Annotated in this window: 18 protein-coding genes and 4 tRNA genes; all 22 read left to right on the forward strand. The window is 65.2% G+C overall.

Annotated features, from left to right (window positions below):
• The first annotated feature begins 88 nt into the window (after positions 1-88).
• The 22 genes from AC3ANK_RS04120 (at position 89) to rpsJ (ending at position 23,661) form a co-directional block, all read left to right on the forward strand.
• Positions 89-1,048, forward strand: a complete 960-nt coding sequence (locus tag AC3ANK_RS04120) for a ribose-phosphate diphosphokinase (RefSeq protein ID WP_206859840.1) — start codon at positions 89-91, stop codon at positions 1,046-1,048.
• A 106-nt stretch (positions 1,049-1,154) separates the two neighbouring features.
• Positions 1,155-1,808, forward strand: a complete 654-nt coding sequence (locus AC3ANK_RS04125) for a 50S ribosomal protein L25/general stress protein Ctc (RefSeq protein WP_206859839.1) — start codon at positions 1,155-1,157, stop codon at positions 1,806-1,808.
• A gap of 54 nt (positions 1,809-1,862) precedes the next feature.
• Positions 1,863-2,441: an aminoacyl-tRNA hydrolase gene (pth, locus tag AC3ANK_RS04130; protein WP_206859838.1), complete on the forward strand. Its 579-nt coding sequence runs from the start codon at positions 1,863-1,865 to the stop codon at positions 2,439-2,441.
• 77 nt (positions 2,442-2,518) lie between these two features.
• The gene (gene ychF, locus AC3ANK_RS04135; RefSeq protein WP_206859837.1) at positions 2,519-3,610 is read left to right on the forward strand and encodes a redox-regulated ATPase YchF; all 1,092 of its coding nucleotides are present in this window, start codon (positions 2,519-2,521) and stop codon (positions 3,608-3,610) included.
• A 129-nt stretch (positions 3,611-3,739) separates the two neighbouring features.
• Positions 3,740-3,825, forward strand: a tRNA-Tyr gene (locus AC3ANK_RS04140).
• Positions 3,826-3,921: 96 nt separating this feature from the next.
• Positions 3,922-3,995, forward strand: a tRNA-Gly gene (locus AC3ANK_RS04145).
• A 35-nt stretch (positions 3,996-4,030) separates the two neighbouring features.
• Positions 4,031-4,106, forward strand: a tRNA-Thr gene (locus AC3ANK_RS04150).
• A gap of 48 nt (positions 4,107-4,154) precedes the next feature.
• Positions 4,155-5,345, forward strand: coding sequence for an elongation factor Tu (gene tuf / locus AC3ANK_RS04155; protein WP_206859825.1), 1,191 nt, complete (start codon positions 4,155-4,157; stop codon positions 5,343-5,345).
• Positions 5,346-5,500: 155 nt separating this feature from the next.
• Positions 5,501-5,576 (forward strand) — tRNA-Trp (locus AC3ANK_RS04160).
• An 88-nt stretch (positions 5,577-5,664) separates the two neighbouring features.
• A complete protein-coding gene (gene secE / locus AC3ANK_RS04165) occupies positions 5,665-6,042 on the forward strand; it encodes a preprotein translocase subunit SecE (protein ID WP_206859836.1) in 378 nt (125 codons plus the stop codon).
• 4 nt (positions 6,043-6,046) lie between these two features.
• Positions 6,047-6,616, forward strand: coding sequence for a transcription termination/antitermination protein NusG (gene nusG / locus AC3ANK_RS04170; protein ID WP_206859835.1), 570 nt, complete (start codon positions 6,047-6,049; stop codon positions 6,614-6,616).
• Positions 6,617-6,792: 176 nt separating this feature from the next.
• On the forward strand, positions 6,793-7,221 hold the full coding sequence (gene rplK / locus AC3ANK_RS04175; protein WP_206859834.1) for a 50S ribosomal protein L11: 429 nt from the start codon (positions 6,793-6,795) through the stop codon (positions 7,219-7,221).
• A 3-nt stretch (positions 7,222-7,224) separates the two neighbouring features.
• Complete coding sequence (gene rplA / locus AC3ANK_RS04180; RefSeq protein ID WP_206859833.1) at positions 7,225-7,923, forward strand: 50S ribosomal protein L1; 699 nt, start codon at positions 7,225-7,227, stop codon at positions 7,921-7,923.
• Between the two features lie 448 nt (positions 7,924-8,371).
• Complete coding sequence (gene rplJ, locus AC3ANK_RS04185) at positions 8,372-8,899, forward strand: 50S ribosomal protein L10 (protein WP_206859832.1); 528 nt, start codon at positions 8,372-8,374, stop codon at positions 8,897-8,899.
• A 63-nt stretch (positions 8,900-8,962) separates the two neighbouring features.
• Positions 8,963-9,334 (forward strand): 50S ribosomal protein L7/L12, encoded by a 372-nt coding sequence (gene rplL / locus AC3ANK_RS04190; protein ID WP_484172198.1) that lies wholly within the window; start codon positions 8,963-8,965, stop codon positions 9,332-9,334.
• A gap of 360 nt (positions 9,335-9,694) precedes the next feature.
• The gene (gene rpoB, locus AC3ANK_RS04195; RefSeq protein WP_206859830.1) at positions 9,695-13,864 is read left to right on the forward strand and encodes a DNA-directed RNA polymerase subunit beta; all 4,170 of its coding nucleotides are present in this window, start codon (positions 9,695-9,697) and stop codon (positions 13,862-13,864) included.
• A gap of 95 nt (positions 13,865-13,959) precedes the next feature.
• Positions 13,960-18,186 (forward strand): DNA-directed RNA polymerase subunit beta', encoded by a 4,227-nt coding sequence (gene rpoC / locus AC3ANK_RS04200; protein WP_206859829.1) that lies wholly within the window; start codon positions 13,960-13,962, stop codon positions 18,184-18,186.
• Positions 18,187-18,505: 319 nt separating this feature from the next.
• Positions 18,506-18,880, forward strand: coding sequence for a 30S ribosomal protein S12 (gene rpsL / locus AC3ANK_RS04205; protein ID WP_206859828.1), 375 nt, complete (start codon positions 18,506-18,508; stop codon positions 18,878-18,880).
• Positions 18,881-18,936: 56 nt separating this feature from the next.
• Positions 18,937-19,404 (forward strand): 30S ribosomal protein S7, encoded by a 468-nt coding sequence (gene rpsG / locus AC3ANK_RS04210; RefSeq protein WP_206859827.1) that lies wholly within the window; start codon positions 18,937-18,939, stop codon positions 19,402-19,404.
• Between the two features lie 147 nt (positions 19,405-19,551).
• Positions 19,552-21,672, forward strand: a complete 2,121-nt coding sequence (fusA, locus tag AC3ANK_RS04215) for an elongation factor G (protein WP_206859826.1) — start codon at positions 19,552-19,554, stop codon at positions 21,670-21,672.
• Between the two features lie 85 nt (positions 21,673-21,757).
• Entirely contained in the window at positions 21,758-22,948 is a 1,191-nt protein-coding gene (gene tuf / locus AC3ANK_RS04220; RefSeq protein WP_206859825.1) for an elongation factor Tu, read from the forward strand.
• 401 nt (positions 22,949-23,349) lie between these two features.
• Positions 23,350-23,661: a 30S ribosomal protein S10 gene (gene rpsJ / locus AC3ANK_RS04225; protein WP_036137876.1), complete on the forward strand. Its 312-nt coding sequence runs from the start codon at positions 23,350-23,352 to the stop codon at positions 23,659-23,661.
• Positions 23,662-23,664 lie beyond the last annotated feature (3 nt).

Genomic DNA, 23,664 nt, shown 5'->3' on the forward strand with positions numbered 1-23,664 from the left:
ACTTGCTTGAGGGATCGGGCATTCGGGATTGGGGATTCGGTTCGTCGAATCCCCAATCCCGAATCCTTGATCCTCGACCGGCCCGACCATGCAGAACGATCGCAACCTGCTGATTTTCAGCGGTAACGCCAACCGCCCGCTCGCCGATTCGGTGTGCAGGGAACTCGGCATCCGCCTGGGCAAGGCGCTGGTCGGCCGTTTCTCCGACGGCGAAGTGCAGGTGGAAATCGAGGAGAACGTGCGCCGCCAGGAAGTGTTCGTCATCCAGCCGACGAACGCCCCCACGGCGGAGAACTTCATGGAACTGCTGGTGCTGGTGGATGCGCTCAAGCGCGCCTCGGCCGCCAGCGTGACCGCGGTGGTGCCGTACTTCGGCTACGCCCGCCAGGATCGCCGCCCGCGTTCCTCGCGCGTGCCGATCACGGCGAAGGTCGCGGCGAAGATGTTCAGCGCGGTCGGTACCGATCGCGTGTTGACGGTCGACCTCCACGCCGACCAGATCCAGGGCTTCTTCGACATCCCGGTCGACAACGTGTACGCCTCGCCGCTGCTGCTCGCCGACATCTGGCGCGCGCACGGTACGGAAAACATGGTGGTGGTCTCGCCCGACGTCGGCGGTGTGGTGCGTGCGCGCGCGATCGCCAAGCGCCTGGACGACGCGGATCTGGCGATCATCGACAAGCGCCGTCCGCGCGCCAACGTCGCCACGGTGATGAACATCATCGGTGACGTCGCCGGCAAGACCTGCGTGCTCGTCGACGACATCGTCGATACCGCCGGCACGCTGTGCGCCGCGGCGAACGCGCTCAAGGCGCAGGGCGCGACCAAGGTGGTCGCGTACTGCACGCATCCGGTGCTGTCGGGCGCGGCAATGGACAACGTGACCAGGTCGCAGCTCGACGAGCTGGTGGTCACCGACACCATCCGCCTCTCCGACGCGGCGCGGGCCTGCGGCAAGATCCGCCAGCTCAGCGTCGCCGAGCTGCTGGCCGAGACGATCCGGCGCGTGGCGTTCGGCGAGTCGGTCAGTTCGCTGTACGTGGATTGAAGTTTTCCGGGAGCGGTTTCCGGTCCCGGTCCAAAGGCTCTTCTGGTCGCGGAAGAGTCACATCGCCGCCGCGAGGCGGCATAACGAAGTAAGTGAGTAAACGAAAATGTCCGAACATACCCTCAAGGCCACTGGCCGCAAGGTCGAAGGGAAGGGTGCGAGCCGCCGCCTTCGCCACGCCGCCAGCATCCCGGCCATCGTCTACGGCGGCAAGTCCGAGCCGAAGGCGATCCAGCTCGACCACGAGAAGATCTGGCTGGCCCAGCAGAACGAGTGGTTCTACTCGTCGATCCTGAACCTCGACATCGACGGCACCGTCGAAGCCGTGCTCCTGCGCGACATCCAGCGCCATCCGTTCAAGCAGATCATCATGCACCTGGACTTCCAGCGCGTTGATCTGAACGCCGCGCTGAAGGCGTCGGTGCCGCTGCACTTCATCGGCCAGGAAGGCTCGCCGGCCGGCAAGTCGGCCGACGTGGTCATCACGCACGAGCTCAACGAAGTCACCGTCAGCTGCCTGCCGCGCGACCTGCCGGAGTTCATCGAGATCGACCTGTCGGCGCTGAAGGTCGGCGACATCGTCCACCTGTCCGACATCAAGCTGCCCAAGGGCGTCGAGCTGCCGGAACTGAAGCTGGGCAAGGAACACGACGTCGCCGTCGTGATCGCCAAGCATGGCCGCGTCGAAGCCGAAGAGTCGGCCGAGGCTCCGTCGGCCGAAGTGCCGGCCACCAAGGCCGCCAAGAAGGACGAGAAGTAATCGCGTCCCGACGACCTGCCCGCGCGGGCGGGCAGGTTGCGGCGTGACTTCACGATGGACGGTTTGCGCCTCCTCGTCGGCCTGGGAAATCCCGGTGCCGAACATCTCCGGACCCGGCACAACGCCGGGTTCTGGTTTGTGGACGCCCTCGCGTTGCGCCAGGGTGTCCGCTTCGGCCTGGAATCCAAGCTGTTCGGCGAGACCGCCAAGGTCGATATCGCCGGCCGGCCCGTGTGGCTGCTCAAGCCGGCCACGTACATGAACCTTTCCGGCAAGTCGGTCACGGCGGCGCTGCGCTACTGGAAGATCGAGCCGGAACAGATGCTGGTCGTCCACGACGAACTGGATCTCGCTCCCGGTACCGCGCGCCTGAAGTTCGACGGCGGCCACGGCGGCCAGAACGGCCTGCGCGACATCACCAGGCTGCTCGGCCACGGCAAGTACCACCGCCTCCGCATCGGCATCGGTCACCCGGGCCACAAGGACCGCGTGACGTCCTGGGTGCTTGGCAAGCCCGGCGTGGACGATGAAGCGTCGATCCTGCGCGCCATCGGCGATGCCGACGACGTGCTTCCGCTGGCGGTCGCCGGCGATTTCAACGAAGCCATGAAGCGGCTGCACACCAGCCGATGATCCGCGATTGGTGATTGTCGATTCGCAGCGAGCGCAGCGAGTCGCCAATCACGAATCCCGAATCACGGAACACCGCCATGGGCATCAAATGCGGCATCGTCGGCCTGCCGAACGTCGGCAAGTCGACCCTCTTCAACGCCCTGACCAAGGCCGGCATCGCCGCGGCCAATTTCCCGTTCTGCACGATCGAGCCGAACGTCGGCGTCGTGCCGGTGCCGGATCCGCGCCTCAATGCGCTGTCGGAGATCGTCAAGCCGCAGAAGGTCATTCCGACCGCGGTGGAGTTCGTCGACATCGCCGGCCTCGTCGCCGGTGCCGCGAGCGGCGAAGGCCTGGGCAACAAGTTCCTCGCGCACATCCGCGAAGTCGATGCGATCACGCACGTCGTGCGCTGCTTCGAGAACGACGACGTCATCCACGTCAGCAACCGCATCGATCCGATTTCCGACATCGACACGATCGACACCGAGCTCGCGCTCGCCGACCTGGAGTCGGTGGAGAAGGCCCTGCAGCGCGCCGAGCGCTCGGCCAAGACCGGCGACAAGGACGCGAAGATCCGCGTGGAAGTGCTGGGTCGCGTTCGCGCGGGTCTCGACGACGGCAAGCCGGCGCGCGCGCTGGGGCTGTCGGACGATGACAGGCTCGTGCTGCGCGATCTTTTCCTGCTCACGCTCAAGCCGGTGATGTACGTCGCCAACGTGCTCGAGGACGGCTTCGAGAACAACCCGCACCTGGACGCCGTGCGCGCCCGCGCGGTGACCGAGGGCGCCGAAGTCGTGCCGGTCTGCGCGGCGATCGAGGAAGAGCTGAGCCAGCTCGACGATGCCGACCGCGATGCGTTCCTGGCCGACCTGGGCCTGGACGAGCCCGGCCTGAACCGGGTGATCCGCGCCGCGTACAAGCTTCTGGGCCTGCAGACCTACTTCACCGCCGGCGTGAAGGAAGTCCGCGCCTGGACCGTGAAGGCCGGCGCGACCGCGCCGCAGGCCGCGGCGGTGATCCACACCGACTTCGAGAAGGGCTTCATCCGCGCCGAAACCATCGCGTTCGACGATTTCATCAAGTACAAGGGCGAATCCGGCGCGCGCGATGCCGGGCGCCTGCGCCTGGAAGGCAAGGAATATCGCGTCCAGGAAGGCGACGTGCTGCACTTCCGCTTCAACGTGTAAGGCGCTGGCCTGCCGTTCGTCGGCGGGCCTGAAGGACCGGGAAAGTGCCGCAGGGCGCATCGCGCGAAAATTGATGCGTGAAACGCGTTGACAACCCCGGATCCCAGCCCCAAAATTGCGGGCTCTTTTGGAGGGATACCCAAGCGGCCAACGGGGGCAGACTGTAAATCTGCTGGCTTACGCCTTCGGTGGTTCGAATCCACCTCCCTCCACCAGTTCCAATCCGGCCCGGCTTCAAGCAAGGTCTGGTGGATGCAAGACCCGACGGACTTACCACCTGTCGGCGCAGTACCCAAGCAGGTTTGTCCGGCGCGGGAGTAGTTCAATGGTAGAACCTCAGCCTTCCAAGCTGATGGTGCGGGTTCGATTCCCGTCTCCCGCTCCATTGATGCCGCGACAGACGAACTGCTGGAACAACCTGCTCACGTAGCTCAGTCGGTAGAGCACCTCCTTGGTAAGGAGGAGGTCGCTGGTTCGATTCCAGTCGTGAGCACCATCTTTCCGTACCACCCGTAATTCCGTCCTTAAGCGAGAGTCGACTGTCATGGCCAAGGGTAAGTTTGAGCGCACCAAGCCGCACGTGAACGTGGGCACGATCGGTCACGTCGACCACGGCAAGACCACGCTGACGGCGGCGCTGACGAAGGTGGGCGCGGAGCGTTTCGGTGGCGAGTTCAAGGCGTACGACGCGATCGACGCGGCGCCGGAAGAGAAGGCGCGCGGCATCACGATCTCGACGGCGCACGTCGAGTACGAAAGCCCGACGCGCCACTACGCGCACGTGGACTGCCCGGGCCACGCCGACTACGTGAAGAACATGATCACGGGTGCGGCGCAGATGGACGGCGCGATCCTGGTGTGCTCGGCCGCTGACGGCCCGATGCCGCAGACGCGCGAGCACATCCTGCTGTCGCGCCAGGTGGGCGTGCCGTACATCGTGGTGTTCCTGAACAAGGCCGACATGGTGGACGACGCCGAGCTGCTGGAGCTCGTCGAGATGGAAGTGCGCGAGCTGCTGACGAAGTACGAGTTCCCGGGTGACGACACCCCGATCATCAAGGGTTCGGCGCGCCTGGCGCTGGAAGGCGACCAGTCGGAAATCGGTGTGCCGGCGATCCTGAAGCTGGTGGACGCGCTGGACACGTTCATTCCGGAGCCGCAGCGTGACGTCGACAAGCCGTTCCTGATGCCGGTGGAGGATGTGTTCTCGATCTCGGGCCGCGGCACCGTGGTGACCGGCCGTATCGAGCGCGGCATCATCAAGGTGGGCGACGAAATCGAAATCGTCGGCATCCGTCCGACGCAGAAGACCACGGTCACGGGCGTGGAGATGTTCCGCAAGCTGCTGGACCAGGGCCAGGCGGGCGACAACGCCGGTCTGCTGCTGCGCGGCACCAAGCGTGACGACGTGGAGCGCGGCCAGGTGCTGGCCAAGCCGGGTTCGATCACCCCGCACACCGAGTTCGAAGCCGAGGTGTACGTGCTGTCGAAGGACGAAGGCGGCCGTCACACGCCGTTCTTCAAGGGCTACCGCCCGCAGTTCTACTTCCGCACGACGGACATCACCGGCGCGGTGACGCTGCCGGAAGGCGTCGAGATGGTCATGCCGGGCGACAACATCAAGATGTCGGTCACGCTGATCAACCCGGTGGCGATGGACGAAGGCCTGCGCTTCGCGATCCGCGAAGGCGGCCGTACGGTCGGCGCCGGCGTGGTGGCGAAGATCCTGAAGTAACAAACCGGCCCTGCGCGCCTTGGCGCGCAGGGCGCTTCCGCGAGAGCGGGATCCGACGACCTGGACGCGCCCTGCGGCCAGGCGACGCCGGAATCGACAGCAGGGCGGGCTTCGGTCCGCCCTTGCCGTCTGAGAAAGCCCTACACTAGTTCCATACGCCAGTAGCTCAATTGGCAGAGCAGCGGTCTCCAAAACCGCAGGTTGGGGGTTCGAGTCCCTCCTGGCGTGCCAACCCATGCGGGTCCTCCGCAGAAGCCCGGTCAGACGTGGTCGGTCTTTCCCTCTACAGACGCGGCGCGGCTGCCGCGCGATGGATCGGATGAACAGCAAGGTCGAACAACCCGGGTCCGGTTCCGCCGGCGACATCGTCAAGTACGCACTTGCGGTGCTGCTGGTGGCCGCTGGCGTGGCTACGTACATCTACTTCGACCAGTGGGCGGGTATCGCCCGCGCGGGCGCCGTGGCCGCCGGCCTCGTGCTCGCCGCTGTCGTGTTCCTGACCAGCGCCAAGGGGCTGCAGACCCGCGAGTTCCTCTCCGAGTCGCGCTTCGAGCTGCGCAAGGTCGTCTGGCCGACCCGTCAGGAAGCGATGCGCACCACCTGGGTGGTGATCATCGCGGTGGCCGTGCTGAGCCTGATCCTGGCCGCCATGGACCTGCTCATCCAGTTCCTGGTCAAGTTGATTCTGGGGCAGTAAGCAAATGACCGAAGTGCACAAGCGCTGGTACGTCGTCCACGCCTATTCGGGCTTCGAGAAGTCCGTGGCGCAGGCGCTGCGCGACCGCATCGCCCGTGACGGCATGCAGGACAAGTTCGGCGAAGTGCTCGTCCCGACCGAGGAAGTGGTCGAGATGCGCTCGGGCCAGAAGCGCCGTTCCGAACGCAAGTTCTTCCCCGGCTACGTGCTGGTCCAGATCGCAACCCATGAAGAGGCGGGCATCCCGCGCATGGACAACGAGAGCTGGCACCTGGTCAAGGAGACCCCGAAGGTCATGGGCTTCATCGGCGGCACCGCCGATCGTCCGCTCCCGATCGCCGACCGCGAGGCCGATGCCATCCTGCAGCGCGTTCAGGAAGGCGTCGAGAAGCCCAAGCCGAAGGTCCTGTTCGAGCCCGGCGAGATGGTCCGCGTCATCGACGGCCCGTTCAACGACTTCAACGGCGTGGTCGAGGAAATCAACTACGAGAAGAGCCGCCTGCGCGTGGCGGTGCTGATCTTCGGCCGCTCGACCCCGGTCGAGCTCGAATTCGGCCAGGTCGAAAAGGCCTAAATCTCTGCTATACTTGCCGGCTCGCTGCCTCTGGCGCGGGCCGGAACACCGGCCGCCGCAGGGCGGCCGTTGCCGTGTCAGCGGCAACCCCAGGTTCAAACGTGATGTCGGGACACGTGATTTTCCCGGCGCGATGGGGAGCCTGAGGTCCAGGCGCTAGCACCCGGAGAGAAGAAATGGCTAAGAAAGTAGTCGGTTACATCAAGCTGCAGGTCAAGGCCGGCCAGGCCAACCCGTCCCCGCCGGTGGGTCCGGCGCTGGGCCAGCGCGGCCTGAACATCATGGAGTTCTGCAAGGCCTTCAACGCCGCGACCTCCAAGCTCGAGCCGGGTCTGCCGACCCCGGTCATCATCACCGCGTACTCCGACCGTACGTTCACCTTCATCACCAAGTCGACCCCGGCCACGGTGCTGCTGAAGAAGGCTGCCGGCATCACGTCCGGTTCCAAGCGCCCGAACACCGAGAAGGTCGGCAAGGTCACCCGCGCCCAGCTGGAAGCCATCGCCAAGCAGAAGGAGCCCGACCTGACGGCGGCCGACCTCGATGCGGCGGTGAAGACGATTGCGGGTTCGGCCCGCAGCATGGGCCTGGTGGTGGAGGGTTAAGACATGGCAATGAGCAAGCGCGAGAAGGCCATCAAGGCCGCAGTCGTCCCGGGTAAGGCGTACGCCATCGACGAGGCGATCAAGATCATCAAGACCGCCACCAAGGCCAAGTTCGTCGAGTCCGTCGACGTCGCCGTGCGCCTGGGCGTGGATGCGAAGAAGTCGGACCAGCAGGTCCGCGGTTCCACCGTGCTGCCCGCCGGCACCGGCAAGAGCGTCCGCGTGGCGGTGTTCGCCCCGTCCGGTGCCAAGGCCGATGAGGCTCTGGCCGCGGGTGCCGAAGCCGTCGGCATGGACGACCTGGCCGAGAAGATGATGGCCGGCGACCTGAACTACGACGTCGTCATCGCCACGCCGGACGCCATGCGCGTCGTCGGCAAGCTGGGCCAGGTGCTCGGTCCGCGTGGCCTGATGCCGAACCCGAAGGTCGGCACCGTGTCGCCGAACCCGGCCGAGGCGGTCAAGAACGCCAAGGGCGGCCAGGTGCGTTACCGCACCGACAAGGCCGGCATCATCCACTGCACCATCGGCAAGGCCTCGTTCGAAGACGCCTCGCTGAAGGACAACCTGCAGGCCCTGCTGCTCGACCTGATCAAGGCCAAGCCGGCAACGGCGAAGGGTCAGTACCTGCAGAAGATCTCGATCAGCTCGACCATGGGCCCCGGCGTGACCGTGGACCAGGCCTCGCTGACCCTGAAGTGACGCATTGGCGCGCTCGCGCATAGCGCGAGCGCCTTTGCCAATGCGTCATCCCGGCGAAGGCCGGGTTCCACCAGTGCCCTCACCGCAACAGCCGCGAGGGCACTGAAAGAATCAAACGTCGATGGCCGCGCAGCGGAATCGATTGACGAAACTTTTGAGGGCGTCGCAACGACTCCGGTCCGCGCGGCAGCCGTCAAAGACCGCAGGTGCGGTCAGCGCCTACCGGCGACGGGCAGGGATGCTCGACATGGCAGGGAATCGCCGTCGGTGGAAGCGGGGCTGCTTAATCCGGACCCGTCCGGGTCGGCCTGCGTAGATGGTGCCTTCTGGAAATCTTTCTGGATTGGCCACCACCGGGATGCTTCGACATCCCCGGCGCCAGGGATCCGGTGCCGCCCAGGACCGCAAGCGGCTGGAGCCGCGAGCGGAGTTCATTTGGAGGAGTGCAATGGCTCTCAATCTGTCCCAGAAGCAAGAAGTAGTCGCCGAATTGGCGGAAGTCGCTTCGAAGGCGCACTCCCTGGTCGCTGCCGAGTACGCAGGCACCACGGTCAGCCAGATGACCGCGATGCGCAAGAAGGCTCGCGAGACCGGCGTGTTCTTGAAGGTTGTCAAGAACACCCTGGCCGCGCGCGCCGTCGAAGGTACCGAGTTCGAGTGCACGAAAGACGCGCTCGTCGGTCCGCTGCTGTATGCGTTCTCGTCGGAAGACCCCGGTGCTGCCGGGCGTCTGATCAAGGAATTCGCCAAGACCAACGACAAGCTGCAGGCGAAGGTCGTTTCCATCGACGGCAAGCTCTACCCGGGCGCGCACGTCGAAGTCCTCGCTTCCCTGCCGACCCGCGAACAGGCCCTGGCCATGCTGGCCCGCGTCCTGGCCGAGCCGGTCACCATGTTCGGCCGCGCCGTCAAGGCGGTCGCCGACAAGCAGGGTGGTGGCGAAGCAACTGCCGAGGCCGCAGCCGAGACGGCGTAACCGCCGCTCGTGTGACGCGACTGAACCGATTCGTACGTTCAAATATTTCCAGAGGTTAACAACATGTCCCTTACCAACGAACAGATCGTCGACGCCGTTGCCGGCATGACCATCAGCCAGGTCATGGACCTGGTCAAGGCGATCGAAGACAAGTTCGGCGTCTCCGCCGCCGCTCCGGTTGCCGTGGCCGCTGGCCCGGCCGCTGCCGGCCCGGCCGTCGAAGAGCAGACCGAGTTCACCGTCGTCCTGAAGGATGCCGGCGCGAAGAAGGTCGACGTCATCAAGGCGGTTCGCGCCATCACGGGCCTGGGCCTGAAGGAAGCGAAGGACCTGACCGAGGCCGGCGGCATCATCAAGGAAGGCGCTTCGAAGGAAGACGCCGAGAAGTTCAAGAAGGAACTCGAGGCCGCTGGCGCGACCGTCGAGCTGAAGTAAGCAGTACCCGCGTCGCCAGCTCTTGACCGAGAGCGCAGTACCGGCGACCACCTGAAGGCTGGGGACGAAAGTCCCCGGCCTTTGGCCGTTCCAAGGGAAACGCGGATTTTCACGTTCCCGGCAACAAAGAAAACCCAACCGAGTTGGTAGTTGGAAGCAGCACTAGAGGGCGTGCGGGTGCCGGCAATACCCGCGGCTTCCAACTGACAGTTCATTCCCCTGAAGGGGTCGCGATTCGAGACAACGGAAACGCCGCAAGCGAAACACGTCAGTCCGGTTGGAATGACATGGCACGCAGGCACCCGTTTCCCTTCTCGATCCGAACCTTCGATCCAGAGAAAACCGAGGCGGCAGCTCATCATGACCACGGCTTCCACGACGAATTATTCGTTCACCGAAAAGAAGCGCATCCGCAAGGACTTCGGCAAGCGCAAGTCGATCCTTGAAGTGCCCTTCCTGCTGGCCATCCAGGTCGATTCCTACCGCGAGTTCCTGCAGGAACACACCGATCCGGCCAAGCGTGCCGATCGCGGCCTCCATGCCGCGCTGAAGTCGGTGTTCCCGATCGTCAGCTACAGCGGCAACGCCGCGCTGGAATATGTCGGCTACAAGCTCGGCGAACCCCCGTTCGACGAGCGCGAGTGCCGCAACCGCGGCCTCTCCTACGGCGCGCCGCTGCGCGTGACCGTGCGCCTGGTGATCTACGACCGCGAGTCGTCGACCAAGGCCATCAAGTACGTGAAGGAGCAGGAGGTCTACATGGGCGAGATCCCGCTCATGACCGAGAACGGCACCTTCATCGTCAACGGCACCGAGCGCGTCATCGTCTCGCAGCTGCACCGTTCGCCGGGCGTGTTCTTCGACCACGATCGCGGCAAGACGCACAGCTCGGGCAAGCTGCTGTACAGCGCCCGCATCATTCCGTATCGCGGCTCGTGGCTGGACTTCGAGTTCGACCCGAAGGACGCGCTGTTCACCCGTATCGACCGTCGCCGCAAGTTGCCGGTGACCGTGCTGCTGCGTGCGCTCGGTTACAACAACGAAGAAATGCTGCGCGAGTTCTTCGAGATCAACACGTTCCACGTCGATCCGAGCGAAGGCGTGCAGCTGGAGCTCGTGCCGGAGCGCCTGCGCGGCGAAACGCTGAACTTCGACCTGTCCGATGGCGAGAAGGTCATCGTCGAAGCCGGCCGCCGCATCACCGCGCGCCACGTCAAGCAGCTGGAGCAGTCGGGCATCTCCGCCCTGGCCGTGCCGGACGAATACCTCGTCGGCCGCATCCTGGCGCATGACGTCGTCGACACGAAGTCCGGCGAACTGCTGGCCATCGCCAACGACGAGATCACCGAAGACCATCTGGCCGCGTTCCGCAAGGCCGGCATCGAGTCGGTCGGCACGTTGTGGGTGAACGACCTGGATCGCGGTGCGTACCTCTCGCACACCCTGCGCATCGACGCGACCAAGACGCAGCTGGAAGCGCTGGTCGAGATCTACCGCATGATGCGTCCGGGCGAGCCGCCGACCAAGGACGCCGCGCAGAACCTGTTCCACAACCTGTTCTTCACCTTCGAGCGCTACGACCTGTCGGCCGTGGGTCGCATGAAGTTCAACCGTCGCCTCGGCCGCAAGGAAACCGAGGGCGCGTCGGTGCTGTACGACGCCAAGTACTTCGCCGAGCGCAAGGACGAAGAGTCCGTGCGCCTGCGCGGCGAGTGCGGCCAGACGTCGGACATCCTCGACGTCATCCGCGTGCTGACCGAGATCCGCAACGGTCGCGGCACCGTCGACGACATCGATCACCTGGGCAACCGTCGCGTGCGTTCGGTCGGCGAAATGGCCGAGAACGTGTTCCGCGTCGGCCTGGTCCGCGTCGAGCGCGCCGTGAAGGAGCGCCTGTCGATGGCCGAGTCCGAAGGCCTGACGCCGCAGGAACTCATCAACGCCAAGCCGGTGGCCGCCGCGATCAAGGAGTTCTTCGGCTCCTCGCAGCTGTCGCAGTTCATGGACCAGAACAACCCGCTGTCGGAAGTCACGCACAAGCGTCGCGTGTCGGCCCTCGGTCCGGGCGGCCTGACCCGTGAGCGCGCCGGCTTCGAAGTGCGCGACGTGCACCCGACCCATTACGGTCGCGTCTGCACCATCGAGACGCCGGAAGGCCCGAACATCGGCCTGATCAATTCGCTGGCCGTGTTCGCGCGCACCAACAAGTACGGCTTCCTCGAGACGCCGTACCGCAAGGTCGTGGACGGTCGCGTGACCGATGCCGTCGAGTACCTGTCGGCGATCGAGGAGAACGAGTACGTCATCGCCCAGGCCAACGCGCCGCAGGACGAGAAGGGCCACATCACCGCCCAGTTCGTCGCGTGCCGTTACCAGGGCGAGTCGATGCTGCGTCCGCCGAGCGAGATCCACTTCATGGACGTCTCGCCGATGCAGACCGTGTCGGTCGCGGCGGCGCTGGTTCCGTTCCTGGAGCACGACGACGCCAACCGCGCACTGATGGGCGCGAACATGCAGCGCCAGGCCGTGCCGACGCTGCGTGCGCAGAAGCCGCTGGTCGGCACCGGCATCGAGCGCGCCGTGGCGCGCGACTCGGGCGTGACGGTGAACGCGCGTCGCGGTGGCGTGATCGAGCAGATCGACGCCGGCCGCATCGTGGTGAAGGTGAACGAGTCGGAGATCGTCGGTGAGACCGACGCCGGCGTCGACATCTACACGCTGATCAAGTACACGCGTTCGAACCAGAACACCTGCATCAACCAGCGTCCGCTGGTGAACGTGGGCGACGTGGTCGCGCGCGGCGACGTGCTGGCCGACGGTCCGTCGACCGACATCGGCGAGCTCGCGCTGGGCCAGAACATGCTGGTCGCGTTCATGCCGTGGAACGGCTACAACTTCGAAGACTCGATCCTGCTCTCCGAGCGTGTGGTCGAGCAGGATCGCTACACCACGATCCACATCGAAGAGCTGACCTGCGTCGCGCGCGACACCAAGCTGGGTCCGGAGGAAATCTCCGCAGACATCCCGAACGTCTCCGAGCAGGCGCTGAACCGCCTCGACGAGTCGGGCGTGGTGTACATCGGCGCCGAGGTGCGCGCGGGCGACATCCTCGTCGGCAAGGTCACGCCGAAGGGCGAGAGCCAGCTGACGCCGGAAGAAAAGCTGCTGCGCGCGATCTTCGGCGAGAAGGCGTCCGACGTTAAGGACAGCTCGCTGCGCGTGCCGCCGGGCATGGACGGCACCGTCATCGACGTGCAGGTCTTCACCCGCGACGGCATCGAGAAGGACAAGCGCGCCCGCCAGATCGAGGAATCGGAAATCCGTCGCGTCAAGAAGGACTTCGACGATCAGTACCGGATCCTCGAAGCCGCGATCTACGACCGATTGAAGTCCCAACTGGTCGGCAAGACCGCCAACGGCGGCGGCGGCCTGAAGAAGGGCGATACCGTCACCTCGCTGGTACTCGATGGCCTGGCGAAGAAGGACTGGTTCACCCTGCGCATGAAGGACGATGACGCCGTCGAGGCGATCGAGCGCGCGCAGAAGCAGATCGAAGTGCACAAGGCGGAGTTCGAGAAGCGCTTCGCCGACAAGCGCGGCAAGATCACCCAGGGCGACGACCTCGCTCCGGGCGTGCTGAAGATGGTGAAGGTGTTCCTCGCGGTGAAGCGCCGCATCCAGCCGGGCGACAAGATGGCCGGCCGTCACGGCAACAAGGGTGTCGTGTCGACCATCGTGCCGGTGCAGGACATGCCGTACGCGGCCGACGGCCAGACCGTCGACATCGTCCTGAACCCGCTGGGCGTGCCGTCGCGTATGAACATCGGCCAGATCCTCGAAGTGCATCTGGGCTGGGCCGCCAAGGGCCTGGGCCAGAAGATCCAGCGCATGCTGGAAGCACAGCAGGCGATCGGCGAGCTGCGCAAGTTCCTCAACGAGATCTACAACCACGACAACTCGGTCGTGGGTGAGCGCGTCGACCTGACGCAGTTCACCGATGAGGAGCTGCTGCGCCTGGCGAAGAACCTCACCGATGGCGTGCCGATGGCGACGCCGGTGTTCGACGGTGCGGCCGAGTCGGAGATCAAGCGCATGCTGGAGCTGGCGGACCTTCCGTCCAGCGGCCAGACCGAACTGTTCGACGGTCGTACCGGCGAAGCATTCGAGCGCAAGGTCACCGTCGGCTACATGCACATGCTGAAGCTGAACCACCTGGTCGACGACAAGATGCACGCGCGTTCGACCGGTCCGTACTCGCTCGTCACCCAGCAGCCGCTGGGCGGCAAGGCGCAGTTCGGCGGCCAGCGTTTCGGCGAAATGGAAGTCTGGGCGCTGGAAGCCTACGGCGCGGCCTACACCCTGCAGGAAATGCTGACGGTGAAGTCCGACGACGTGCAGGGCCGCAACCAGATGTACAAGAACATCGTCGACGGCGAGTACGAGATGGTGGCCGGCATGCCGGAGTCCTTCAACGTCCTGGTGAAGGAAATCCGCTCGCTCGCGATCAACATGGAGCTGGAAGAGAACTGATCGGGTTGCGGGAAGCGCCGCGGAACGCGCGCTTCCCGCTGCATTGACTCAGCGATTTACGGCCCATCGACGAATTCCTCCGATTGGAGAAAAACATGAAAGACCTGCTCAACCTCTTCAACCAGCAGCGCGCGGCGATCGACTTCGACGCCATCAAGATCGCGCTGGCCTCGCCGGACCTGATCCGTTCCTGGTCCTACGGCGAAGTGAAGAAGCCGGAAACCATCAACTACCGCACCTTCAAGCCCGAGCGCGACGGCCTGTTCTGCGCCGCGATCTTCGGTCCGATCAAGGACTACGAGTGCCTGTGCGGCAAGTACAAGCGCATGAAGCACCGTGGCGTGGTGTGCGAGAAGTGCGGCACGGAAGTGACGCTGGCCAAGGTGCGCCGCGAGCGCATGGGCCACATCGACCTGGCCTCGCCGGTCGCGCACATCTGGTTCCTGAAGTCGCTTCCGTCCCGCATCGGCCTGATGCTGGACATGACGCTGCGCGACATCGAACGCATCCTGTACTTCGAAGCCTACGTGGTGACGGAGCCGGGCCTGACCGCGCTGGAGCGCGGCACGCTGCTCACCGAAGAGCAGTTCCTGCAGGCGCGCCAGGAGCACGGCGACGACTTCGAGGCGTCGATGGGCGCCGAGGCCGTCTATGAGCTGCTGCGCACGATCGACCTGCAGTCGGAAATGGTCACGCTGAAGGAAGAGATCGCCGCGACCAACAGCGAGACCAAGCTCAAGCGCCTCACCAAGCGCATCAAGCTGGTCGAAGCCTTCCTCGAATCCGGCAACCGTCCGGAGTGGATGGTCATGACCGTGCTGCCGGTGCTGCCGCCGGACCTGCGTCCGCTGGTGCCGCTGGACGGTGGCCGCTTCGCGACCTCCGACCTCAATGACCTGTACCGCCGCGTCATCAACCGCAACAACCGCCTGCGTCGCCTGCTCGAACTCAACGCGCCCGACATCATCGTGCGCAACGAGAAGCGCATGCTGCAGGAGTCGGTCGACGCGCTGATGGACAACGGCCGTCGCGGCCGTGCCATCACCGGCACCAACAAGCGCCCGCTCAAGTCGCTCGCCGACATGATCAAGGGCAAGCAGGGCCGCTTCCGCCAGAACCTGCTCGGCAAGCGCGTGGACTACTCGGGCCGTTCGGTCATCGTGGTCGGTCCGACCCTGCGCCTGCACGAGTGCGGCCTGCCGAAGAAGATGGCGCTGGAGCTGTTCAAGCCCTTCATCTTCGCCAAGCTGCAGCGCCGTGGCCTCGCCACGACGATCAAGGCCGCCAAGAAGCTCGTCGAGCGCGAAGAGGCCGAGGTGTGGGACATCCTCGAAGAGGTGATCCGCGAGCATCCGGTCCTGCTGAACCGCGCGCCGACGCTGCACCGCCTGGGCATCCAGGCGTTCGAGCCGGTGCTGATCGAAGGCAAGGCGATCCAGCTGCATCCGCTGGTCTGCACCGCGTTCAACGCCGACTTCGACGGTGACCAGATGGCCGTCCACGTGCCGCTCTCGCTGGAAGCCCAGCTGGAAGCGCGTGCGCTGATGATGGCGTCGAACAACATCCTGTCGCCGGCGAACGGCGAGCCGATCATCGTGCCGTCGCAGGACGTCGTGCTCGGCCTGTACTACATGACCCGCGCCCTGGAAAACAAGGCGGGCGAGGGCATGGCGTTCGCCAACGTCGCCGAAGTCAAGCGCGCCTACGACAACCGGGTCGTGCAGCTGCACGCCAAGTGCAAGGTGCGCATCACCGAGACGGTGAGGAACGAGGACGGCACCACCGAGCAGAAGACCTCGATCGTCGACACGACCGTGGGTCGCGCCCTGCTGCGTGAAATCCTGCCGGAAGGCCTGCCGTTCGCGCTGGCCAACGTCGAGCTGACCAAGAAGAACATCAGCCGCCTGATCAACTCGTGCTACCGCATGCTCGGCCTGAAGGACACGGTCGTGTTCGCCGACAAGCTGATGTACACCGGCTTCGGCTACGCAACGCGTGCCGGCGTGTCGATCGGCATCGACGACATGCTCATCCCGGTCGAGAAGAAGGGCATCCTGGACGAGGCGGAAGCCGAAGTCCTGGAAATCCAGGAGCAGTACCAGTCGGGTCTGGTCACCGCCGGCGAGCGCTACAACAAGGTCGTCGACATCTGGTCGCGCACGAACGAGCGCGTGGCCAAGGCGATGATGGACGCGATCGGCACCGAGAAGGTGCAGAACGCGAAGGGCGAGACCATCGACCAGAAGTCGATGAACTCGATCTACATCATGGCCGACTCCGGCGCGCGTGGTTCGCAGGCGCAGATCCGTCAGCTGGCCGGCATGCGCGGCCTGATGGCCAAGCCGGACGGCTCGATCATCGAGACGCCGATCACCGCGAACTTCCGCGAAGGCCTGAACGTCCTCCAGTACTTCATCTCGACCCACGGTGCCCGTAAGGGTCTGGCCGATACCGCGCTGAAGACGGCGAACTCGGGTTACCTGACCCGCCGCCTCGTCGACGTGGCGCAGGACGTGGTGATCACCGAGACCGATTGCGGCACGTTCGAAGGTCTCACCATGACCCCGATCGTCGAAGGCGGCGACGTGGTCGAACCGCTGCGCGACCGCGTGCTCGGTCGCGTCGTGGCCGAGGACGTGTTCCTGCCGGGCAACGACGAGGAACCGATCGTCACGCGCAACACCCTGCTCGACGAAGCCTGGGTGCAGAAGCTCGAGGACGCCAGCGTCCAGTCGATCAAGGTGCGTTCGACCATCACCTGCTCCAGCTCGTTCGGCGTGTGCTCGCACTGCTACGGTCGCGACCTGGGTCGCGGTCACCTGGTCAACCACGGCGAAGCGGTCGGCGTCGTCGCCGCGCAGTCGATCGGCGAGCCGGGTACGCAGCTGACGATGCGTACGTTCCACATCGGTGGTGCGGCGTCGCGTGCTGCGGCCATCGACAACGTGACCGTCAAGACCACCGGTACGATCAAGTTCAACAACCTCAAGCACGTCGAGCACGCCAGCGGCAGCCTGGTGGCGGTCTCGCGTTCGGGCGAACTGTCGGTGCTCGACGGCCACGGCCGCGAGCGCGAGCGCTACAAGCTGCCGTACGGCGCCACCGTCACCGTGAAGGACGGCGCGGAGATCAAGGCCGGCCAGACGGTCGCCAACTGGGATCCGCATAACCACCCGATCGTGTCGGAAGTGGCGGGCTTCGTGCGCTTCATCGACTTCGTCGACGGCGTCACCGTCATCGAGAAGACCGACGAACTGACCGGCCTGGCCTCGCGCGAGATCACCGATCCGAAGCGTCGCGGCTCGCAGGGCAAGGACCTGCGTCCGATCGTCCGCATCGTCGACAAGAACGGCAAGGACCTGACCATCCCGGGTACCGATCTGCCGGCGCAGTACCTGCTGCCGCCGCGCTCGATCGTGAACCTGCAGGACGGCGCGCCGGTGGGCGTGGGCGACGTGGTCGCCAAGATCCCGCAGGAAGCGTCGAAGACGCGCGACATCACCGGTGGTCTGCCGCGCGTGGCCGACCTGTTCGAAGCCCGCAAGCCGAAGGATCCGGCGGTGCTGGCGGAGCGTTCGGGCATCGTGTCGTTCGGCAAGGACACCAAGGGCAAGCAGCGCCTGATCATCAAGGACACCGACGGAAACGAGCACGAAGAGCTCATCCCGAAGTACCGCCAGATCATCGTGTTCGAAGGCGAGCACGTCGAGAAGGGCGAGACCGTGGTGGACGGCGAGCCGAGCCCGCAGGACATCCTGCGCCTGCTGGGTGTCGAGCCGCTGGCCGTGTACCTGACCAAGGAAATCCAGGACGTCTACCGCCTGCAGGGCGTGAAGATCAACGACAAGCACATCGAGGTGATCGTTCGCCAGATGCTGCGCAAGGTCGAGATCATCGACCAGGGCGACAGCAAGTTCCTCAATGGCGAGCAGGTCGAGCGCCAGCGCGTGATCGAGGAGAACGCGCGCCTGGCGGGTCGCAACGAGATCGTGGCGAAGTTCGAGCCGGTGCTGCTCGGCATCACCAAGGCCTCGCTGGCGACCGAGTCGTTCATCTCGGCGGCTTCCTTCCAGGAAACCACCCGCGTGCTGACCGAGGCCGCCGTGCGCGGTACCCGCGACAGCCTGCGTGGCCTGAAGGAGAACGTGATCGTGGGTCGCCTGATCCCGGCCGGTACCGGTCTGGCGTACCACACCCAGCGCCGTCGCGGCGCCACGGGCCTGACGGAATCGGAGCTGGAAGCGCTGTCCACCCCGGTGGCGAGCGCCGAGCCGGCGACCGAGACCGCCGACGTCCAGGGCGAGGAGTCCAGCGCCTCGTAAGGGGCGCCACGCCGGGCGGGTTTCCACTCGCCCGGTTTGCCGGTACAATCCCGGCGTTTTCGCGAACCTTCGTGGTTCGCCCAGATCACGAAATGAGGTCGCAAGGAATGCGCCTCGTGTTCGGCCTAGGACGGGCGGGATCGCAGTGAAGCCCCAGCCGTGCGCCATCCATGATGGCCGGGCAGGGCATCCGGTTTAGTCCGCGTTGACGGTAACGTCGAACGCGGGCTATACTTTTTCGTCTCGGTATGCCGGGTTCCTCCGGCGTGCCGTTCGTTTTTTCCACGTAGGCCCGACGGCCTTCCTCAAAGAGTTCCAGATGGCGACGATCAATCAGCTGGTCCGCAAGCCGCGGCAGGCGACCACCTACAAGAGCGCCTCGCCGGCGCTGGCGAACTGCCCGCAGCGTCGTGGCGTTTGCACCCGTGTGTACACCACCACCCCGAAGAAGCCGAACTCGGCGCTGCGCAAGGTGGCCAAGGTGCGCCTGACCAACGGTTACGAGGTCATCTCGTACATCGGTGGCGAAGGCCACAACCTGCAGGAGCACTCGGTGGTGCTGATCCGCGGCGGCCGTGTGAAGGACCTGCCGGGCGTGCGTTACCACACCGTGCGTGGTTCGCTCGACGCCGCCGGCGTCGCCAAGCGTCGCCAGGCCCGCTCCAAGTACGGCGCCAAGCGTCCGAAGTCCTGATCCGTTCGGTCGCTCCAACGGCCTTTCGTACAAGAATCACAGAATAGGTACGCACCATGTCGCGTAAAGGTTCCACCCCCCAGCGTTCGGTCCTGCCGGACCCCAAGCACGGCAGCGAGACGATCGCCCGTTTCATCAACATGGTCATGCAGAGCGGCAAGAAGTCGGTCGCCGAGAAGATCGTCTACGGCGCGATGGATGTCATCGGCGAGAAGAACCCCAACGCCCTCGAACTCGTCGAGAAGGCGCTGGGCAACGTGGCTCCGGCGGTCGAAGTGAAGTCGCGTCGCGTCGGCGGCGCCACCTACCAGGTGCCGGTCGAAGTGCGCGCCTCGCGCCGCATGGCGCTGGCGATGCGTTGGCTGATCGAGTCGGCCCGCAAGCGCGGTGAAAACACGATGCCGCGCAAGCTCGCGGCGGAACTGCTGGACGCCTCGGAAAACCGTGGCGGCGCCATCAAGAAGCGCGAAGAAACCCACCGCATGGCGGAAGCGAACAAGGCGTTCGCTCACTACCGCTGGTGATCTGAGCGAGGCGGCCCCATATCGGGGTCGCCGGCCCCGGCAGCCCGCTGAGCTGCCGCGGCGGCAAGAGAGCCGCCATGCGAACCGGACGCCGGCCCAGTGCCGGCATCTGGCCATCTGGAATTCCAAAATTTACGAGAGGGTCCCGTGGCTCGCACCACTCCCATCGAGCGTTACCGCAACTTCGGCATCATGGCCCACATCGATGCCGGCAAGACCACCACGTCGGAACGCATCCTGTTCTACACCGGCGTCAGCCACAAGATCGGCGAAGTGCACGAAGGTGCCGCGACGATGGACTGGATGGAGCAGGAGCAGGAGCGCGGCATCACCATCACGTCGGCCGCGACGACCGCGTTCTGGACCGGCATGGACAAGTCCCTGCCGCAGCACCGCTTCAACATCATCGACACCCCAGGCCACGTCGACTTCACCATCGAGGTGGAGCGTTCGCTGCGCGTGCTCGACGGCGCGGTGTTCGTCCTGTGCGCCGTCGGTGGCGTGCAGCCGCAGTCCGAGACCGTGTGGCGCCAGGCCAACAAGTACTCGGTGCCGCGCATGGCGTTCGTCAACAAGATGGACCGCACCGGTGCCAACTTCGACAAGGTCGTCGAACAGCTGAAGTCCCGCCTGGGCGCGTACGCCGTGCCGATGCAGGTGCCGGTCGGCGCTGAAGACGGCTTCGAGGGCGTGATCGACCTGCTCAAGATGAAGGCCATCCACTGGGATGTCGCCTCGCAGGGCACGAAGTTCGAGTACCGCGACATTCCGGCCGATCTGCAGGCGAAGTCCGAGGCTGCGCGCAGCTTCATGGTCGAAGCCGCGGCCGAAGCGAACGAAGCGCTGATGGACAAGTACCTGTCCGAAGGCGAGCTGTCGGAGGCCGAGATCATCGCCGGCCTGCGCGAGCGCACCCTGCGCGTGGAAATCGTGCCGGTGTTCTGCGGCTCGGCGTTCAAGAACAAGGGCGTGCAGGCCATGCTCGACGGCGTGATCAACCTGCTGCCGTCGCCGGCCGATCGTCCGCCGGTGCAGGGCATCGACGAGAACGAAAAGGAAGACAGCCGCAAGGCGTCGGATTCCGAGCCGTTCTCCGCGCTCGCGTTCAAGATCATGACCGACCCGTTCGTCGGCGCGCTGACGTTCTTCCGCGTCTACTCGGGCGTGCTCAACTCCGGCGACCAGGTGTTCAACCCGGTCAAGTCGAAGAAGGAGCGCATCGGCCGCATCCTGCAGATGCACGCCAACCAGCGTGACGAAATCAAGGAAGTCCGCGCGGGCGACATCGCTGCCGCCGTGGGCCTGAAGGACGTGACCACCGGCGACACGCTGTGCGCCGCCGACCACGTCATCACGCTCGAGCGCATGACCTTCCCGGAGCCCGTCATCTCGATGGCGGTCGAGCCGAAGACGAAGTCGGACCAGGAAAAGATGGGCATGGCCCTGTCGCGTCTCGCGCAGGAAGATCCCTCCTTCCGCGTCCGTACCGACGAGGAATCCGGCCAGACCATCATCGCCGGCATGGGCGAGCTGCACCTGGACATCATCGTCGACCGCATGCGTCGCGAGTTCAACGTGGAAGCGAACGTCGGCAAGCCGCAGGTGGCCTACCGCGAAACGATCCGCAAGTCGGACGTGAAGTCGGACTACAAGCACGCCAAGCAGTCGGGCGGTAAGGGTCAGTACGGTCACGTCGTGATCGAGCTGTCGCCGATGACCGAAGCCGATCGCGCCAATCCGGACGTCGAGAACGATTTCCTGTTCATCAACGACATCACCGGCGGCGTGATCCCGAAGGAATTCATCCCGGCGGTCGAGAAGGGCCTGCGCGAGACGATCACCAGTGGTCCGCTCGCCGGCTTCCCGGTGGTGAACGTCAAGGTCAAGCTCGTCTTCGGTTCGTACCACGACGTCGACTCGTCGGAAATGGCGTTCAAGCTCGCTTCGTCGATGGCCTTCAAGGAGGGCTTCCGCAAGGCCGATCCGGTCCTGCTGGAGCCGATGATGAAGGTCGAGATCGTGACGCCGGAAGAGTACGTCGGCGACGTCATGGGCGATGTGAGCCGCCGCCGTGGCCTGCTGTCCGGTCAGGACGACAGCCCGTCGGGCAAGGTCATCAACGCGATGGTGCCGCTGGGCGAAATGTTCGGCTACGCGACGTCGCTGCGTTCGATGTCGCAGGGCCGCGCGACCTTCACGATGGAGTTCGACCACTACGCCGAAGCCCCGGCCAACATCGCCGACGCGGTGATGAAGAAGGGCGGCTGATAGCTGAGTCCGCGGGTGCCGGCCCCCGCCGGCACCCTGTTATGCCAGATCAACTAGCAACAACTTTTTTTAGAGAGAGATAGCCATGGCCAAGGGTAAGTTTGAGCGCACCAAGCCGCACGTGAACGTGGGCACGATCGGTCACGTCGACCACGGCAAGACCACGCTGACGGCGGCGCTGACGAAGGTGGGCGCGGAGCGTTTCGGTGGCGAGTTCAAGGCGTACGACGCGATCGACGCGGCGCCGGAAGAGAAGGCGCGCGGCATCACGATCTCGACGGCGCACGTCGAGTACGAAAGCCCGACGCGCCACTACGCGCACGTGGACTGCCCGGGCCACGCCGACTACGTGAAGAACATGATCACGGGTGCGGCGCAGATGGACGGCGCGATCCTGGTGTGCTCGGCCGCTGACGGCCCGATGCCGCAGACGCGCGAGCACATCCTGCTGTCGCGCCAGGTGGGCGTGCCGTACATCGTGGTGTTCCTGAACAAGGCCGACATGGTGGACGACGCCGAGCTGCTGGAGCTCGTCGAGATGGAAGTGCGCGAGCTGCTGACGAAGTACGAGTTCCCGGGCGACGACACCCCGATCATCAAGGGTTCGGCGCGTCTGGCGCTGGAAGGCGACCAGTCGGAAATCGGCGTGCCGGCGATCCTGAAGCTGGTGGACGCGCTGGACACGTTCATTCCGGAGCCGCAGCGTGACGTCGACAAGCCGTTCCTGATGCCGGTGGAAGACGTGTTCTCGATCTCGGGCCGCGGCACCGTGGTGACCGGTCGTATCGAGCGCGGCATCATCAAGGTGGGCGACGAAATCGAAATCGTCGGCATCCGCCCGACGCAGAAGACCACGGTCACGGGCGTCGAGATGTTCCGCAAGCTGCTGGACCAGGGCCAGGCGGGCGACAACGCCGGTCTGCTGCTGCGCGGCACCAAGCGTGACGACGTCGAGCGCGGCCAGGTGCTGGCCAAGCCGGGTTCGATCACCCCGCACACCGAGTTCGAAGCCGAGGTGTACGTGCTGTCGAAGGACGAAGGCGGCCGTCACACGCCGTTCTTCAAGGGCTACCGCCCGCAGTTCTACTTCCGCACGACGGACATCACCGGCGCGGTGACGCTGCCGGAAGGCGTCGAGATGGTCATGCCGGGCGACAACATCAAGATGTCGGTCACGCTGATCAACCCGGTGGCGATGGACGAAGGCCTGCGCTTCGCGATCCGCGAAGGCGGCCGTACGGTCGGCGCCGGCGTGGTGGCGAAGATCCTGAAGTGATGAACGAAGCCCGGCGCCTCGCGCGCCGGGCTTTGTCTTGCCGGACCCGGTGCTTGCGCAGGCTGTGGATATCCGGTTAGAATGCACGACCACTGCGGCAGATCCCTCGGGAACCGCCGCAACCAGCGAAATGAGGTGCAGGAAGCGCCTCGTGTTCGCCAGACAGGGACATGTCGCACGGCGCGCTCCGTACGTTCCGGGCCTTCGGGCTTCCAAGGAACGCTAAACGGGGCTCTTCGTGCGTTCTACTCCGTCTGGGCGGGCCGGGTGACCGGTCTGCCTTGTTTTTTGAGGCATGGAAGCTCCGGGGCGAGGGTGCAGCTCCGGGGTGTTTGCATTTTTTCAGGGGTACGGCACACCCAGAGGCCGGCCCGTCGCTCTTTTAACCAAGGAATTCCGTCATGGCGGACCAAAAGATCCGAATCCGGCTCAAAGCGTACGATCATCGCCTGATCGACCGCTCGGCCAGCGAGATCGTCGAGACGGCTAAGCGCACCGGTGCCCAGGTCAAGGGCCCGATTCCGCTGCCGACCAAGATCGAGCGCTACACCATTCTCGTGTCGCCGCACGCCGACAAGGACGCGCGCGACCAGTACGAGACCCGCACGCACAAGCGCGTGCTCGACATCGTCGATCCGAACGACAAGACCGTGGACGCGCTGATGAAGCTCGAACTCGCGGCTGGCGTCGACGTCCAGATCAAGCTGACCTGAGGC

The organism is Lysobacter sp. SCRH-1R, from assembly GCF_057747855.1.

What these genes read in the sequence shown, in the direction of transcription:
- ychF (WP_206859837.1), top strand. Translation starts at nt 2,519, where the DNA reads ATGGGCATCAAATGCGGCATCGTCGGCCTGCCGAACGTCGGCAAGTCG.
- rplK (WP_206859834.1), top strand. Translation starts at nt 6,793, where the DNA reads ATGGCTAAGAAAGTAGTCGGTTACATCAAGCTGCAGGTCAAGGCCGGC.
- rplL (WP_484172198.1), top strand. Translation starts at nt 8,963, where the DNA reads ATGTCCCTTACCAACGAACAGATCGTCGACGCCGTTGCCGGCATGACC.
- rpsJ (WP_036137876.1), top strand. Translation starts at nt 23,350, where the DNA reads ATGGCGGACCAAAAGATCCGAATCCGGCTCAAAGCGTACGATCATCGC.
- rplJ (WP_206859832.1), top strand. Translation starts at nt 8,372, where the DNA reads ATGGCTCTCAATCTGTCCCAGAAGCAAGAAGTAGTCGCCGAATTGGCG.
- AC3ANK_RS04125 (WP_206859839.1), top strand. Translation starts at nt 1,155, where the DNA reads ATGTCCGAACATACCCTCAAGGCCACTGGCCGCAAGGTCGAAGGGAAG.
- rpsL (WP_206859828.1), top strand. Translation starts at nt 18,506, where the DNA reads ATGGCGACGATCAATCAGCTGGTCCGCAAGCCGCGGCAGGCGACCACC.
- secE (WP_206859836.1), top strand. Translation starts at nt 5,665, where the DNA reads ATGAACAGCAAGGTCGAACAACCCGGGTCCGGTTCCGCCGGCGACATC.
- pth (WP_206859838.1), top strand. Translation starts at nt 1,863, where the DNA reads ATGGACGGTTTGCGCCTCCTCGTCGGCCTGGGAAATCCCGGTGCCGAA.
- tuf (WP_206859825.1), top strand. Translation starts at nt 21,758, where the DNA reads ATGGCCAAGGGTAAGTTTGAGCGCACCAAGCCGCACGTGAACGTGGGC.
- rpsG (WP_206859827.1), top strand. Translation starts at nt 18,937, where the DNA reads ATGTCGCGTAAAGGTTCCACCCCCCAGCGTTCGGTCCTGCCGGACCCC.
- rpoB (WP_206859830.1), top strand. Translation starts at nt 9,695, where the DNA reads ATGACCACGGCTTCCACGACGAATTATTCGTTCACCGAAAAGAAGCGC.
- rplA (WP_206859833.1), top strand. Translation starts at nt 7,225, where the DNA reads ATGGCAATGAGCAAGCGCGAGAAGGCCATCAAGGCCGCAGTCGTCCCG.
- nusG (WP_206859835.1), top strand. Translation starts at nt 6,047, where the DNA reads ATGACCGAAGTGCACAAGCGCTGGTACGTCGTCCACGCCTATTCGGGC.
- tuf (WP_206859825.1), top strand. Translation starts at nt 4,155, where the DNA reads ATGGCCAAGGGTAAGTTTGAGCGCACCAAGCCGCACGTGAACGTGGGC.
- rpoC (WP_206859829.1), top strand. Translation starts at nt 13,960, where the DNA reads ATGAAAGACCTGCTCAACCTCTTCAACCAGCAGCGCGCGGCGATCGAC.
- AC3ANK_RS04120 (WP_206859840.1), top strand. Translation starts at nt 89, where the DNA reads ATGCAGAACGATCGCAACCTGCTGATTTTCAGCGGTAACGCCAACCGC.